This is a genomic window from Aquabacterium lacunae (assembly GCF_004310865.1).
Lineage (GTDB): Bacteria > Pseudomonadota > Gammaproteobacteria > Burkholderiales > Burkholderiaceae_C > Aquabacterium > Aquabacterium lacunae.
In genome coordinates this window covers 751,134-765,769 of the sequence record NZ_SIXI01000002.1, presented here as the reverse complement: position 1 = coordinate 765,769, position 14,636 = coordinate 751,134, and the positions used below count along the sequence as shown (strand labels likewise).

13 protein-coding genes are annotated in these 14,636 nt (G+C 60.8%); all 13 read right to left on the bottom strand.

Going from position 1 to position 14,636, the window contains the following annotated elements; translation table 11 throughout:
• Window positions 1-3: 3 nt before the first annotated feature.
• Window positions 4-1,722 (bottom strand): DUF192 domain-containing protein, encoded by a 1,719-nt coding sequence (locus EYS42_RS07130; RefSeq protein ID WP_130967163.1) that lies wholly within the window; start codon window positions 1,720-1,722, stop codon window positions 4-6.
• A 46-nt stretch (window positions 1,723-1,768) separates the two neighbouring features.
• Window positions 1,769-2,680, bottom strand: coding sequence for a type II secretion system F family protein (locus EYS42_RS07125; protein ID WP_130967396.1), 912 nt, complete (start codon window positions 2,678-2,680; stop codon window positions 1,769-1,771).
• A gap of 14 nt (window positions 2,681-2,694) precedes the next feature.
• Complete coding sequence (locus EYS42_RS07120; RefSeq protein ID WP_207301120.1) at window positions 2,695-3,555, bottom strand: type II secretion system F family protein; 861 nt, start codon at window positions 3,553-3,555, stop codon at window positions 2,695-2,697.
• Complete coding sequence (locus EYS42_RS07115) at window positions 3,552-5,411, bottom strand: TadA family conjugal transfer-associated ATPase (protein WP_130967161.1); 1,860 nt, start codon at window positions 5,409-5,411, stop codon at window positions 3,552-3,554. Before EYS42_RS07115 ends, EYS42_RS07120 begins: the two co-directional genes overlap by 4 nt.
• A gap of 2 nt (window positions 5,412-5,413) precedes the next feature.
• Window positions 5,414-7,564 carry a secretin GspD/PilQ domain-containing protein gene (locus EYS42_RS07110; protein ID WP_130967160.1) on the bottom strand — a complete coding sequence of 717 codons (2,151 nt, stop codon included), beginning with the start codon at window positions 7,562-7,564 and terminating at the stop codon, window positions 5,414-5,416.
• Window positions 7,561-8,538 (bottom strand): Flp pilus assembly protein CpaB, encoded by a 978-nt coding sequence (gene cpaB / locus EYS42_RS07105; RefSeq protein ID WP_130967158.1) that lies wholly within the window; start codon window positions 8,536-8,538, stop codon window positions 7,561-7,563. The genes EYS42_RS07110 and cpaB overlap by 4 nt, the downstream gene beginning before the upstream one ends.
• Before the next feature lie 6 nt (window positions 8,539-8,544).
• A complete protein-coding gene (locus tag EYS42_RS07100; protein WP_130967156.1) occupies window positions 8,545-8,742 on the bottom strand; it encodes a hypothetical protein in 198 nt (65 codons plus the stop codon).
• 24 nt (window positions 8,743-8,766) lie between these two features.
• The gene (locus EYS42_RS07095) at window positions 8,767-9,501 is read right to left on the bottom strand and encodes a hypothetical protein (RefSeq protein ID WP_165456658.1); all 735 of its coding nucleotides are present in this window, start codon (window positions 9,499-9,501) and stop codon (window positions 8,767-8,769) included.
• 3 nt (window positions 9,502-9,504) lie between these two features.
• Window positions 9,505-10,233, bottom strand: a complete 729-nt coding sequence (locus EYS42_RS07090) for a hypothetical protein (protein ID WP_130967154.1) — start codon at window positions 10,231-10,233, stop codon at window positions 9,505-9,507.
• A 107-nt stretch (window positions 10,234-10,340) separates the two neighbouring features.
• Window positions 10,341-11,060: a hypothetical protein gene (locus EYS42_RS07085; RefSeq protein ID WP_165456657.1), complete on the bottom strand. Its 720-nt coding sequence runs from the start codon at window positions 11,058-11,060 to the stop codon at window positions 10,341-10,343.
• 164 nt (window positions 11,061-11,224) lie between these two features.
• The gene (locus EYS42_RS07080; protein ID WP_130967152.1) at window positions 11,225-12,673 is read right to left on the bottom strand and encodes a Tad domain-containing protein; all 1,449 of its coding nucleotides are present in this window, start codon (window positions 12,671-12,673) and stop codon (window positions 11,225-11,227) included.
• A gap of 28 nt (window positions 12,674-12,701) precedes the next feature.
• Entirely contained in the window at window positions 12,702-12,971 is a 270-nt protein-coding gene (locus EYS42_RS07075) for a hypothetical protein (RefSeq protein WP_130967151.1), read from the bottom strand.
• Between the two features lie 36 nt (window positions 12,972-13,007).
• The gene (lnt, locus tag EYS42_RS07070) at window positions 13,008-14,552 is read right to left on the bottom strand and encodes an apolipoprotein N-acyltransferase (RefSeq protein WP_130967149.1); all 1,545 of its coding nucleotides are present in this window, start codon (window positions 14,550-14,552) and stop codon (window positions 13,008-13,010) included.
• Between the last annotated feature and the right edge of the window lie 84 nt (window positions 14,553-14,636).

The following is a 14,636-nucleotide window of genomic DNA, read 5'->3' as shown; positions in this document are numbered from 1 at the left end:
TGCTCACGATTTGGCGGGGAAGGACAGCACCACGCGGCGGTTGGCCGCAAGGCAGTCCTGCAGGGCTTTGTCGGTTTTGCCTGAACAGGCGTCCAGGGTCACCTCGGGCTCACGAGAACCGCGCCCCTCGGTGGTGATGTCCTTGCCTGGGAACCCGTTCTTTCTCAGGTAGTCCGCGACAGCGTCCGCTCGGCGCTTCGACAAGGCATCGTTGACCGCATCTGTTCCGATCTGGTCGGTGTGTCCGATCACTTTCAGGCCGTCCAGGTTCGCGCCAGACTGCGCCGCTGACTTGGCTTCGGCAATCACCTGATCGAGCGCCTTGATGCCGCTTGCAGTGAGGGTGGCTTTGTCAAACTCAAAAAGGATGTCGGCTGGCAGTTTCGTGTCTTGCGGCGGGATCGGGCAGCTCTGGCAGTCGCCTGGCTTGCACGGTGTGGGGTTGCCTTGCCCGCCGGGGGCGGTGGGACGGGGCACCGACGAGCAGCCCGCGGTGGTGCACCACGGTGCCGGTTGATTCGACGACGGGGGTGGTGTGCCCGGGTCTTTGGGCGCTCCGTCATTGCCCATCCCCGGACTGGACACATTGGCGCCTTCGATGGCGTCGGTGTGCATTTGCACCGTGACATGGCTGACGACCGGGATGCGCCCCTGGCTGAGCAGCGTGGTGGCGAACGCGTCGTTGCCGGTGTCCAGCCAGCGCAGGAATCGGTTGTAGACCATGCCCATCAAAGGCACGCTGGGCCTGTAGCCATGGGTGATGCGGATCTTCAGCAAGTTGGCGTCAGACAGGCTCTGCCCGGATTTGGTTTTCACCCACGAACCCGCCACTTCTCGCACACTGCGTTGGTCACCCAGGCTCTCCAGCTTGGCACGGTCACCCAGGTTGCGAGCCAATTGGCGGTTCGGGATGACCCGTTTGCCATTGGTTTTCAAGGGGGCTTGCAATTGAGGGTCGTGCCAGTCGTCGAAGCTTTCCCGGGTGGGGTTCAGCAGTTCGATTCGGCTGTTGGTGGCAAAGTCGGCGCCGGCACGCCCCAGTGATTCAGCAATTTCGGTGGCGTTGCGGCCACCGCCATACAGCGGGATCAGGCCGCGCACGTAAGCGGTTCGCACGGCGTCAATGCGTGCATTCGACATGGACCCAGCCCGTGCTCCCATGAACGACGCATGGTTGATCACGTTCTTGGCGTTGTACAGAAGCCCATACTGAACGCTGGCCAAGCCTAGCAAGATCAGGATGGGTCCCGCGATGGCGAACTCGACCATCGCCACGCCTCGTTGTGCCTTGGATGTCGCGCTGGACACCGTGCAGGCTGCAGGGCGTTCCTGCCCATTCGGCTCGGCCTGCCAACTCAGTTGCATGCCAACCTGTATCCCCATGCGCGAGACTTCACCTGCTGCCATTTCCAGGGTGTCGATGGGGCCAGGTACGCCCAGTCGCTCGTCAGCACGGCAGGCACTGGCTCGCCAGGGCATCACACGGTGGCGTGTACCCAGTACCTTGCCGGTGGCGTCGAGGTACACCAGATCGATGGGAAACCGCATCCATGCGGTGTGCACGCTGTCGCACCGTTTGAGCAGCAGGGCCTGTCCGCGTGGCAGCGTGCTGCGTCCCATCAGCCCCTTGAACCTGGACCAGAAGGTGTCAGCAATTTCGACCTGAAGCGATGCCGGGCCGGCACGTGTGGTCAACCACGCGCAGTGCATGGAAGTGGTCATGGATCCCTCTTGAATGATGGGTGGTCATGAATCCCCGAGGCGCCATTCAGAGCCCTGAGTTCATGAACTTCACAACGATCGGAAAAAACAGAATCAGGAACGTGCAAGGAAAGATGAACGCGATCAGCGGGAAGAGCATCTTCACTGGCGCTTCCATGGCCTTCTTCTCTGCCCGCAGGAAACGTTCGGTGCGTCGGTGATCTGCTTGTGCGCGCAGCACGGGACCCAGGCTCATGCCCATGGATTCGGCCTGGATCACGGCCTGCACAAACGCTGTGATGGCAGGCTCACGCAGCCGGGCAGCCATGTTGCGCAAGGCTTCTGCACGCTGCTTGCCGGCTCTGATGTCTCGCAGCACCCGCAGGAACTCTGCCCGCATGATCCCTTTTGGGCCTTTGGCCACGGCCTGCGCCATGGCGCCCTGCAGGTTCAGCCCGGCCTCGACGCACAGGGTGATGATGTCCAGGAAGAAGGGCAAAGACTTCAGCAGCTCGGTCTTTCGAGCCGCGATGCGGTCATTGAGCCACAGCACCGGGTAGAGAAAGCCACCCATGGCACCAGCCAATGCGGCCTGCCAGTAAACGCTGCTGGCCCAGCTGCGATGGCTGTCCAGCAAGGACACCACGAGGCTGAAAAACAGCGCGGTGCAAAGGGCGCACACCAGCCTGCCTGCAAGAAACTGTGCGGGAGACAGGCTGTACTCCAGCCCCGCGTTCATCAGCTTTCGTTGCTGCCGCTTGGTGGTTTTGTCGCCCATCCAGGGTTCAATGTAAAAACTCAAGGGCTGGATCAGCGGCCACAGCAGCCTGAATCCTGCAGGGGGTGGATCCTTGTACTCGCGGTCCTCGTCTGGGACATCAGACAAGACCTTGGCGAGCCACCATGCGAACAGCGCCGCGCTGGCCCCGGTCACCACCGTGATCAGTGTCAGGACAATGAATGAAGAGTCGTTGTTCATGATCAGGCTGGTGATCAGACGTCGATCGTCACGATTTTGCGGATGATGTACAGGCCCATCACCTCCAGGAACACCAGGATGGCCAGTACACCCCAACCCATCGGGGTGTGCCAGAGCTGAGACATGGCCTCGGGCTCCATGTGATCCAGAACGACCATCAACAGCACAGGCAGCAGCCCAACCACCCAAGCCTGCATCTTGCCTTGCGCGGTCAGGGCCTTGATCTTGCCTTCCATCTGGAGGCGGCTTCGGATCAGGTGCGCGGTGCGCTCCAGCGTTTCCGAGAGACCACCCCCGGTTTCAGTGGCCACGCGCATGGCCGACACCACGAGCACGGTGGTTTGTGTGGGCACACGGCGGGCCAGGTTGCTCAGGCTTTGCTCGGCCGTGACGCCCAGCCTCTGCTCCCGCAACAGCAGCGAGAACTCCTGCTGGATCGGGGGGCGGGATTCAGCCACCAGTTGTTGCAGGGCTGAGCTCAAGCCAACCCCTGCTCGCATGCCGCCCGCCAGGATCATGAGCGCGTCAGGCAGTTGTTGCTCAAACTTGTCCAGCCGTCGCTGGCGCATCACTTTGTAGATCAGGCGAGGTGCCAGCCCCAGCAGAACCAATGCCACCAGGCACAGCACCCAGCTGCCTGTGAGCAACCAGACCACCACCACCGACAAGGCCATCACCCCGATGTTCATGAGGAACAACTGACGGGGGTCGAGGAATAGGAAAAACTCGCGCGCCTGAAACTGCACCCGCCCGGTGAACTGCTGCTTGTACTTGTGCACCCCCCGTGTGGCGACATTGACCAGCAGCCAAAACAGCAGCCCGACCGACAAGGCCACAATCAGCGACACCAGCAGGATCATGCCTTGATCGCTCATGCCCTGGTGCCTCGGCGCTTGGGTTCATCGAAATCGCCGAAATCGCTGTCACTGCTGGGGTCAGGAACTTGCATCCATGGCTTGAAGATGCTCATGTCCAGGTGCATGCCTGTGGATTGCAGCTCTTCATAGAAGGTGGGCACCATGTCGCAACCTGTGAAGACGCCTTGCACGCGACCGGTTTCCGGGTCATGCCCCTGGCGCACGAACCTGAAAAGCTCTTGGACCTGGATCGTTCCGCTTTCGATGCCGGTGATTTCTGCGATGTGCGTGACACAGCGTTTGCCACAGGCAAAGCGCGTTTGTTGAACAATGATGTCGACAGCCGAGGCAATCTGTTCCCGGATGGCCGTCAGGGGCAGGTCCATGCCTGCCATCAGCACCATGGTTTCAAGCCGAGCCAGGGCGTCGCGGGGCGAGTTGGCGTGCAGCGTGGTCAACGAACCGTCATGGCCAGTGTTCATGGCCTGCAGCATGTCCAGGGCTTCTGCGCCCCGGCATTCACCTACCACGATCCGGTCCGGGCGCATCCGCAGGGTGTTGCGCACCAGATCACGAATGCTCACGCCGCCTTTTCCCTCCACGTTGGCGGGCCGTGATTCCAGCGAAATGAGGTGTTCGTGGCCCAGTTGCAGTTCAGCGGCGTCTTCCACTGTGATCACGCGCTCACCCTGTGGGATGAAGTTGGACAGGATGTTCAGCAAGGTGGTCTTGCCTGAGCCTGTGCCTCCTGAAACCACCACGTTCTTTTTGGCCTCGACGCAGATCTGCATGAAATGAGCCATCTCCGGGCTCACCGATCCATAGGCCACGAGGTCGCTGGCGCTGAGCTTTCGCTTGGAGAACTTCCGAATGGTCAGGGTCGGCCCCTTCAGGGCCAGCGGCGGGATGATGGCGTTGACCCGGGAGCCGTCTTTCAGCCGGGCATCGACCATCGGGGATGACTCATCGATCCGACGTCCCAGTGGCGTCACGATGCGTTCGATCACCCCCAGCACGGCCTGGTCCCCTGTGAAGGTGAGGGCGTGTCGGACAAGACGTCCGGAGCGTTCAACAAAAATCTGGTCATGACGGTTGACCATGATTTCCGTCACGCTCTCATCAGCCAGGAGATCCTCCAGGGGGCCCAGGCCGATGGCTTCATTGAGCACTTGCTGACACAGGGCATTCCGGTTGATCGAGGATGGGATCTCGCCGCCCTTGTCTTCGATCAGCTTGCGAATGACCGATTCGGTCTCTTGTCGCAGCCTTTCGTCGGACATGCGTGAGACGTCCTGCCTGCGCAGATCCATGGTTTCGAGCAACATGGCGTGGATGCGTTTGCGCCACTCGAATTCCAGGGCCTTTTCTTGAGGATCGGCGGCGACCATGAGAGGGTAACTGGCTGCCGTCTTGGCGTTCGTCTCCTCACTCGGCTTGCTCGCCATCACTTGTGATTGCACGCGCAATGCGTGGGCTCTCGACTCTGCGATGGCCTGCGTCGCGGCCTGATTGCGGGCGGCCACGGTCGAGGACCGCGACCGTTCGCTGGTTGCCTTCACAGCCAGGGGAGGCTGTTTGCTGGTGGCTGTTTCATCGACAACGTTCAGCTTGTATGGCCCAACCGAGATCACATCGGTGGGTTTGAGCGGGCCAAACTGGACATCCACCTTGCGGCCATTGACCTGGATGCCACCGAACGTCCCCAAGTCTTCGACCAACGGTCCGGCCGGCGTCATGAACAACCTGGCGTGTTCTTTGGATACCCGCCAGCTGTCCAACCGGACCTCGCAGTCCATGCCTTTGCCAATGATGCTGTCGTCAGGGATGTCCAATACCTGGCTGTCCCCGTTCGGGTGTGTGACAGTGATCTGCATGGTCACCTCTGCATGGGTTCAAGCCATTGGCTCGCGACCCAGCCAGCTTGACCGTTGAACGAGACCGCCCTCCAGGGGCCCACAGGCGCTTGGGTGGTGGCGTCGACTCTGCTGTCTTGGGGAATGCTGGTGAGGATCGCTGCATTGATGTCAGGTGCAACGCGAAGCGCCAGTCGCGGAAGCGTGACTTTGTAAGAAGCATTCGATGCCGTGGGCGGCGCGCTGGGCGGTTCCGCCAGAACCGGACGTTCCACCGAAGCGCTCGGAATGGCGTGCGTTTTGATGCCTTCTGCGCCCTGGCCTGTGTGACCAGCCAGAGCGCCCAGTCGGATCACACGCCGCTTGGCAGCAGGCTCCACGGTGTCTGCGGGAAGCCAGCCAGTCATGGCGCCCACTGTGACTCGCCGCCAGCGGGTCCCGCCCGCATCCACGGTGTCCTCTGGTGTCATGTGCACCGTGGCATCGCGCTGAAGGCTCAACATCGTTTGCGAGCTGGCTTCTGGGGCTGCCTTGAGTTCGGTGCTGAGCGTTGTGACCCGCAGAGGGCTGCCCTGTGCGCCTGTGGCGAGTGGCTGAGCAGGTGCAGGTGCAGGTGCGGGTGCAGGTGCAGGTGCAGGTGCAGGTGCAGGTGCAGGTGCAGGTGCAGGTGCAGGTGCAGGTGCAGGTGCAGGTGCGGGTGCGGGTGCACCGATGGGTGTCAGTGTGCGCTGGTTGGCGTTCACTTCGGACAGTTTGCGCTCAGTCTCACTGATGCGAGTGGCTTGCTCGGCATCCCCCGGCTCCGTCAGCTTTGGGGTGACAAGGACCACCAACTCTGTTTCGTTGTTGCGGAACCGGTTCGATCGGAACAGGGCACCCAACACCGGGATTTCTCCCAGCAGTGGCAGCTTGTCCGTGGACATTCCGTGCTCTGACGACAGCATCCCGCTCAGCACGATCGTCTGGCCGCTTTTGACATTGAAATGCGACTGCGTCGATCGGGTTCTCAGACCTGGACCGTAAACGGTGGACGCTGCCGAGTCGATGCTGCTGACCTCGATGTCCACCTCAGCGCGGATGTAGCCTTCACGGTCAACGGTGGGCGTGATCTTCAATGTGACACCGTACTCCTTGAACAAGACGGTGGTGCCGTTGTCTGAGGCGACGCCGTACGGAATTTCGCCGCCTGCGCGGAATTCCGCCGATTTGCCGCTGCGCGTCGACAGTTGCGGCTCCGCCAGAATGGCGGCCTTCCCTTCCTGAATCAGCGCTTCCAGGGAGGCATTGATCCCGAGGTTGAGGCCGCCGATCACGTTGAGCCCCTTGGGCAAAGTGGCGGGCTGGCCGTCGGGTGCTGTGATGGGCAAACCGGCGCCACCTCCTTGGATGTTCAAGGCATAAGGGCCGTCATTGCCTGCGCGTGTCGGCAGCCAGATGGCACCCATGGTGCCCCCACCCGTGGGTGTCCAGTTCAATCCCAGGTTCCTCAAGTAGTTCTTGGGGAACTCCAGGACCTTCACGTCCATCATGACCATCTTGTCCCACCCGCCGGGGTGGGTGAAGTTCAGCAGTTGCGGATAGACGCGCTCCAGCCGCTTGATCTTCTCCAGATCTTCTTTGCCGACGCGTTCGCCGTCGACGATCACATTGCTGCCGATGATGGAGACCTTCGCCCCAGGAAATTTGGAGACAAACGCAGCCACTTCGCGCGCAACACGGGAGGTGTCTCCTGGCACCACATTGATCTTCAGGCGTTGGTACTGGCCACGGTCATTCCAGATGAACAGGGACGAGGTGCCTTGTTCGTTGGCGAACAGCAGAATTTCTTTGTTGTCCAGCACGGCCGCCGTCAGCATCTTGCCGTTGCCAACGGCCACACGCCCGACCCCTGGTGCAGGAAGTACCCTCGATTCGCCCACAAACATCTCGATTTCCGGCACGACCGTGCCATCGTCGAAGGTCTTGACTGGCGCATAGGCGGCCGGCGATTTTCGGGCAGGCGTTGCAAGGTTTCGGGGCAGCCCTGAGCCACTGGCTTGCTGGGGTGGATGGCTCTGAGACGATGGCGTGTTTTGTGCTTCAGAAGGCAGCCATTGAAGAGACGGCAGCACCAGACACGTCAGAAAGAGCTTCCTGGCCCAAGGGGGTGATTGATCGAAATGACGACGGTTCATGGCTGTGCGCTGCCTTGCATGGCGGCTGGCATGGGGGCAGTGGTGCGGCTCGGCTCTGTGTTGGTGGATTGAGCGGTGGCCGATTGGGTGATGGCTCGCAAGGCGTTCATCAGCGGATTGCCTTTGCCCAGATTGAGTTGCTCAGGCGTGAACTCTGCTTGCTGCCCTCCGTAAAGAATGGGTACTCCGGCTTTGGCGGCGCCCGATGCAGCCAAGGGGGCTGCAGCAGCCGAAGGCGCATCGGCCAGCAGACCCTCCAGGTTCACAGATGTTTTGTCGATGGCGGTCTTGTCCTGCGGATTCCTCAGCAACGCCGTGATGCGACCCTGCTCTCGGACCGCGATGACCTGATGGGCTTGTTCAGGTGTGGTGTCCAGCGTGACCGTGGAATAGTCTCTGCGCTCACCACTTTTGGGATCGCTCTGGGAACGTTGCCCCGTGGCGAGCACCTTGACGTTTTGCAGCAGAGGGAACGTCACCTTCTTGCCATTGCGGTCAAGCGATGCCAGCAGATCGATCATGTCGCCAGGCTCCAGCATGCCGGAGATGGAGTTGATTTCGTCCACGGGGACGGTCATGGCGCGACGACCCACTTCCACCTGATGTGCAAAGGAAGGCGCGCGTTTTTCCTCCAGCATGGGCCACAGGACCATCTGGCCGCCCTTGACAGAAAACGCAAGCACCTCGCCCTCGGCGTTGTTGAAGTTTTCGGGCAGGATGGCCTGCTCGTGTGCGTAGGCTTGGGGAACCTGTCGGATGGCCACGGTTTCTTCAGACAGCACGGCCCCTTTCTGAAGATCGGTCTTGGCGACCACCACTTCGATCGTCGGACCCTTGGTGTCTGCTTCGAGTTGTTCGATCCGGTTGCTCATGTACGAACGAGCGACCAGGGCGGCGGTCAGCCCCAGCCCAGCCGCAGAGAGCAGCATGGTGGCTTGACGGTTGGGCTTGAGTTGCCTCAGTTTGTCCAGCATCAGCGATCACTCCGGCAGCGAAATTGATGCAGACGTGCGTTCATAGCCTGCCTGGAAGTTGCTGATCAGCAAGCGGATGGTCGACATGCTTCTGCCGCTGCCGTCATTGAGCGGCAGTGGCCAGAAAAGAGCCGTGCAAAGTGCCGCTGCGACGACCACGAACTCGACCATGGATTGCCCCGTTTGTCGGGTGCTGTGCTTCATTGAATCTCCCTCTGACTGCTTGGCTCAATGGCTGGCTGTGTGTGTGATGGTGTCGACCTTGATGTACGACTTTCCATCTCGGTGTCGAAATGCGGTGACGACGGCTTCGTGCCCACCGTCTTTGTGGAACGTGGTCACCAGCGCGTCGTCTGTTCGACCCCGCGCGGCAGGATTCGCCTCGGCTGTGAAGCTTTGGTCCGTCTGGTAGCCTCGCCGTTTCAAAACCATCTGGGCCTGGCGAAGTGCTTGGGTTGGGGAAGTTTGCAGGGCCAGCAGCAAGGATTCATTGCGCGTTCCCGCCACCTCTGAAACGGCGTGATCCACCAGCAAGGCCTGAGGTCCGAAAGCTTCGGTCCAGGCTTTGATTCGTTGCGCCGAGGCCTGGCTGGCGCTGGCGATCTGGCGCGTGTCGATGATCGACATCAGCCCCCGCGTGCCACCCGGTGTTGGCGTCAGTTTCACGGTGATGAAGTGATCGGCGCTTTGCTTGCCCAACACGATCGATTGGTCTGCCTGAGGGGTGGCCACAGCCTTCCATTCATTGACGTACTGTTGTGCCAGTTGCTGAGGCTGCATGGGTGTCTGGAACGCCAGCATGCGGGCAGGCACGCCTTGTATGGACACCGTGCCTTCAATGTGCGTGACCGATGCCGAGTGAGGAAGAACAGTCAGTCCACCAGGCAAGCTGACCTGTGCCCACGCGATACAGCAGGGCACCCACAGGCTCAAGAAGGCCCATACCATTGATTGACGGCCCATGGCTCACCTCAGCCTGTCTGGCGGGACGACATCCCGCCAGTAATCCAGCCCGCCAAGGCGAGGACCCCGGATCGAACTCAGCCCGATCAGGTCACCGTCTGCCGCCCGAACCAGCAGGTCCACCGGGGTGTTCAAGAAGGCGAGTGCTCGCCCTGGATGGACCACGGTGTTGTCCAGGCGCCGCTGGACCGTGAATGCATCAGGCGCAGCCCATGGGTCAATGAGTGTGCTGCTCGACCGGGTGATGACCAGGTTCAATGTGTCAAACGGACGTGTGAAGCGCAGGTGAGCCGGAAGGTTGGCCACCGAGACACTGACATTGGCGGTGTAGATGCCCTGTCGCGTCAGCCCGAAGTTGTTGAAGCTCAAGCCTGGGATGCTGAACGGTGCGCCATCCGAACCGGCTGAAAAGGCTTGCCCGTGGGTTGGGCGACGTGCTGGACCAAAGCTGACCATCACGTCGCGGTCAATGTCAGTGATCAGGGGGTTGCCGAAGCCGTCGGTCCATGCCAAGTTGCGGTGAGCTGCGAAGTTGCCCGCTGAATCGTTGGTTTTGATCGGTGCATTGCTGTTGCTGAAGAAGCGTCGTCTCACTTCTTGAGCCAACTGGTTCTCGGGCTTCCAGTTGTTGCTGCCTGGGTTGCGAATGGTTGCTTCATGTGCCACATACCGACTGGCCATCAGTGTGGAGTGCGCCATGTCCTGATACTTGCCGATCATGGGCATCAGCATGAACAGCGGGACCAGCACCAAGCAGGCCACGATGGTTTCTGTCAGGGCCTGACCGCGTGGCCGACGGCCGGGGGCGCTGAAGCGCTGGAGTCGCATGGCGTTGCGCCTCACTGTGGGTTCACTTGCATGCCTGGCACCGCATGCGGCCAGAACAGACGTGGCTCGACCCTGAACGCCAGTTTGATGTCCACTGCTTCAGCGGACATCTTGCCTTGGCCCATCTCTTCTTTGAGCGTCAATGCCAGATGACCCGGTGGCAAGAATGCGTTCCGGGTGAAGCCCATGAAGCCTCCCGCTTTGACGTGGCAACTGTTGAGCGAGTCTTCAGCCGATGCCCCAAACCTGACTTTCTGGCATGAGTGTCCGAGCACAGAATCAAACTCATTGAGGACGCGGTACAGGCCACCAGGCATCGTGGGCGGCGGTGCCTCTGGGCGCTTTTGCTTGACACCTGAAGTGGGTTGAAGCGGCTTTTTGGGCATGGCAGGGCAATCCCCTCTGGCCACCTGATCGGTGAAGTCGATCTGGCACATGCCGGACGCGGTGTGCAGCATGGCCCCTCGCCGCAGGTCTTCCTTGATGGCGCAACTGTTGTCTGGTTCAGTGCCCAGGCTGTATCGGGTCATCGTGGTGTACACGACGTAGGCACGCTCGGAGACATATTCGTCATGGACATACCGGACCACGTGGTCTGGCCATGCGGCGATGGGCTTGACGGGCCAGTTGTTGGCGCGGGCTTGTTGCACGCAGTCCTGATGGTCCGCGCGCAATTGCTTCACGCCGTCGCGTGCTTCCTTCTCGTTGGGCAAGTAGGCAAGCTTTCTCACCCAGTTCACCATCTCGCCGCTCGCACTGTTGAGTTCAGCGTGAGGGGGAGGGGCTTGCCGAGCTTGGGTCTCGGCTTGCGTCGCGGCCTGACTTGCCTGTACCTGACACAGCACAGCACAGGCCATGCCCCACAGTCGCTTCGAGTGTGTATGGCGCATCATCTTCAGTTCATCTGGAGGGCAGTGGCGGCCGCAATCGCTGCATCGGATCGCACCAGCCTGACCTGCCAAAATGGGTTGAACTCGTTGGGCAATTCAGTGCGACCGTCTGCACGCGCTGTCGGTCGGTCAAAGAACACTTCAGACGTGGCCACTGCAGCGTATTGCCCCCGCATGGGCGCCCCACGATAGTCATTGATGCCATAGGCCCGCTGTCCGGTGCTGCGCACCAGCGATCGACCCTCGGCGTTACGGATCTCTGAAGGTCGACGTGTGACCCGTATCGACAAGCGCAGCGTGAGGTTGCGACGATTGACGTCGGCCTGTTCGGGGGTGTACGACAGCGCCGCGTTGGACAAGGACATGAAGTTGGGGAGGCCACGGTAGGCCTGCCACTCGCGTGTGCTGAATGCAGAGCGACTGGCGCGCGGGTTGATGGCTCGAGAGCGTCCGAACGCGTTGGTGTCGTTGAACTCGGCATCATTCGTTCTGAATGCCGCGCTTTGTCCTCCCGCGATCACCTGCTCACTGTTTTCGACGCAACGCCCCTTTCTCATGCGGAAAGAGTAGCGAGAAGCCGAGTCAACGGCTTTCCACTCGTCGAAGCCGATCAGGTTGGTGCCGCCAGCTCTTTCCACGCGGTTGAATCGAAAGCCATTGATGCCCACGCAACTGGGCAAAAGGCTGCGGTCGCGCCAGTTTCTGTTGTTGTTGAAGCGATCTTGTGACGCACTCTGGACCGCCACGGCAGCGAATCGGTTTCGCTGGTTGTTGGGCACGACGCGCAGGACAGGGGCTCCTTCGAACAGGAAAAATCCGTCTTGCAGGGGAATCGTGTCGACGTCCACCTGGCCGTCGCCTGCAAAGTTGGCTGACGCGACCTCTTGCATGACCCGATGACGCCCTCCGGCCACCATGCGAATCATCATGTTGGCCTGAGCGGCTTGCAACAGAACCTTGGATGCTTCAACGCCTGCGATGACGCCAGGCGCCACGACGTTCACTTGGTTGCTGATGCTCGTGATGGCGGGCTCGCTCCACGCAAGTGCCATGCAAAGCGGGGCGTACCGAAGGAATGTGTCGGAGACCGGCAGGTTCCAGGGTGTGCGACAGCCGAAAAGGTTGGCCATCTGTGCATGACGGCTTTGGAAGCGCAGCCATGACGTCAGGCCGACGGTTTGTGCAACCGTCATCTCGTTGGCCAACAGCGCGCGATTGGTGTAAGCCGCGTAGTTCAGTGCGCGCGCTTGCATGAGGCCTCCGCTGTAGGCGGCGGCATCGGCTGCGTTGACCAGTTTGCCTTTGTCGTGGATCAGTTGGCCCGCATTGAACACGTAAAGCAGCGACGCCAGTCCCGCGGCCAAAACGAAGATTCCGAAGATCAGCGCTTGCCCACGCTGACGGCGTCGTGCGTGTGTGGAGGGCCAACTCCGACTGGAGTTGGCGTTTTTCATGCTTCAGCAGTGGCTGCCGAGGCAGGCTTCAACGAGAGTTGTCGTTGTCGTAGGCGCCGAGACCTTTGCGGGTTGTGCCCTGTGTTTGCGCATCGTTGGCGCGAGCACGGCCTTCGTTGATGGCCTGCGTCGCATCTTGTCCCGACAGTTCGCGTGCAATGCCCGCAGTTTGGCTGCGAACGGTTTGACCAAAGAATTGGTAGGTTGCGATGGCCGCCACGGCAATCAGCGCGACGATGACGATGTATTCCGTCATGCCCTGGCCGCGTTGCGAGCGCTTGTTCAGATTGGCTTTCATGGTGGACCCCTGTGAAAAGATTTAAGTGGCCGGAGTTTAAGGATCACCTATCTGTTTGGCATCCCCACTTTGGCGGGGTCTATGTTTCGAAATGAAACTGACTGACGCGAGAGCTTGCGCGCCAAGTACCCATGCCAGGGTCCCCGGCAACCCCATCTGCAACCACGGTGTCAGGCCATGAGTTGGCTGGACCGAGGCGGTCAACACCGTGGCGCCTGGAAGCACTTTTTGGCGAACACCCCCACTCGAGTCGATCAATGCGCTGCCTTCTCTGTTGGCGGCTCGGATGATCGGGCGGCCTGTTTCAGCAGCCCTGACCCGGGCGATCTGAAGGCGTTGTGCACTGGCCAGTGGTGCGAACCAAGCCAGGTTGGTTGGATTGATCAGCAATTGGCTTTGCAGTGCCCTTTGTCTTGCCGCGCTGGGCAGCAGGTCTTCATGACAGATGAGGCCATGTGCCTCGATGTTTCCAGGAAGCTTCAGTGAGGATTGATTCGCTTTTCCAGGCGCCAGGTCATTGAGCGGAACGTTCAGCGCGGCCATGTTGCGAGATGCCAGAGCCGGGGTGAACTCGCCAAAGGGCATCAGGTGTTCCTTGGCATAAGCCTGCCCTGTGAGCCCTTGGGCATCGAGTTCCACGATCGCATTGTGAAGAGCGGTGTCCACGAAGATCGGGGCGCCCAGCAGCAGTCTGGCTTGTGGTGTGGGCAACGCTTCGACAAGTGAGGACTGGGCGGCGTAGGGCAGTTCCGCCAGGGGGGCGGGCAAAGCGGTTTCAGGTGTCACGACGACTTCGCCTTGTGACTGCTTGAGCAACAACACCAGTTGCTGGACTGTTTCTTCGAGTGAGTGCGGCTGGAACTTTTCTCTGGGATCAATGTGAGTTTGGACCACCGAGACACTCAAGGGCATGGCGTGTGGCTTTACCCATTGCATGCCGCCTACTCGCACGGCGGCACCGCATGAAAGCAGCGTCACGGCGGTGAAGGCGATCCATGGCAGAACAGGGCTCTCTGACTTCAAGGTGTGCCATGTCAATGCTGGGATGGTGGCCAGCAGATAGATCTGCCAGCTGGCAAGCCACACCGAACCCAGGGGGAGCAAGGGTGCGAAAGGGGTGTCGATGGTGGCGTAACCGGGCGTCATGGATGAAAACCCCGCCAAGCTCTGGCTTCGAAGCAGCTCTCCAAGCAGCAAGGCCAACGGCAGCATGCTCGTGAAAGCCGAACGGATGGCCCATTTTTGACGGCTGGCTAACCATCCCCAAAGAACGACGGGCAGGCTGCTCGCCATGGATGCATAGCCCACCACGGCACACACGATGGCGATGGCTTCAAGGGTCGAGCCGCCTCTGTCGACCAGCAGCGCAGCATAGGCCCAGTGATGTCCGGCCACCTGTGTTGCGGCGTGGAAGAACAGTGCGCACACCGCAACGGCACCCGCTGTGCGGGCACGTGACAACACCCAGATCCAAGCGGCTGGACACCCCAGCGCCAGCCACCACCAATTGACTGGGGCAAAAGCCAGCGGGAGTGTGGCACCGGCGGCCATGGAGACGATCGCTGCGACGATGTGATTCATGGCGCCATTGTTTCGCTGTTCTGGGTCTGGGCGGGTCCTCCCGAGTGGGGGGGCGTCTTGTGGGTATCCTTGCGGTTTGTGTTC

Bases quoted from the DNA above. Each gene is read 5' to 3' on its own strand.
- EYS42_RS07130 (WP_130967163.1), bottom strand. From the start codon at position 1,722: ATGACCACTTCCATGCACTGCGCGTGGTTGACCACACGTGCCGGCCCG.
- EYS42_RS07125 (WP_130967396.1), bottom strand. From the start codon at position 2,680: ATGAACAACGACTCTTCATTCATTGTCCTGACACTGATCACGGTGGTG.
- EYS42_RS07120 (WP_207301120.1), bottom strand. From the start codon at position 3,555: ATGAGCGATCAAGGCATGATCCTGCTGGTGTCGCTGATTGTGGCCTTG.
- EYS42_RS07115 (WP_130967161.1), bottom strand. From the start codon at position 5,411: ATGCAGATCACTGTCACACACCCGAACGGGGACAGCCAGGTATTGGAC.
- EYS42_RS07110 (WP_130967160.1), bottom strand. From the start codon at position 7,564: ATGAACCGTCGTCATTTCGATCAATCACCCCCTTGGGCCAGGAAGCTC.
- cpaB (WP_130967158.1), bottom strand. From the start codon at position 8,538: ATGCTGGACAAACTGAGGCAACTCAAGCCCAACCGTCAAGCCACCATG.
- EYS42_RS07100 (WP_130967156.1), bottom strand. From the start codon at position 8,742: ATGAAGCACAGCACCCGACAAACGGGGCAATCCATGGTCGAGTTCGTG.
- EYS42_RS07095 (WP_165456658.1), bottom strand. From the start codon at position 9,501: ATGGGCCGTCAATCAATGGTATGGGCCTTCTTGAGCCTGTGGGTGCCC.
- EYS42_RS07090 (WP_130967154.1), bottom strand. From the start codon at position 10,233: ATGCTGATGCCCATGATCGGCAAGTATCAGGACATGGCGCACTCCACA.
- EYS42_RS07080 (WP_130967152.1), bottom strand. From the start codon at position 12,673: ATGAAAAACGCCAACTCCAGTCGGAGTTGGCCCTCCACACACGCACGA.
- EYS42_RS07075 (WP_130967151.1), bottom strand. From the start codon at position 12,971: ATGAAAGCCAATCTGAACAAGCGCTCGCAACGCGGCCAGGGCATGACG.
- lnt (WP_130967149.1), bottom strand. From the start codon at position 14,552: ATGAATCACATCGTCGCAGCGATCGTCTCCATGGCCGCCGGTGCCACA.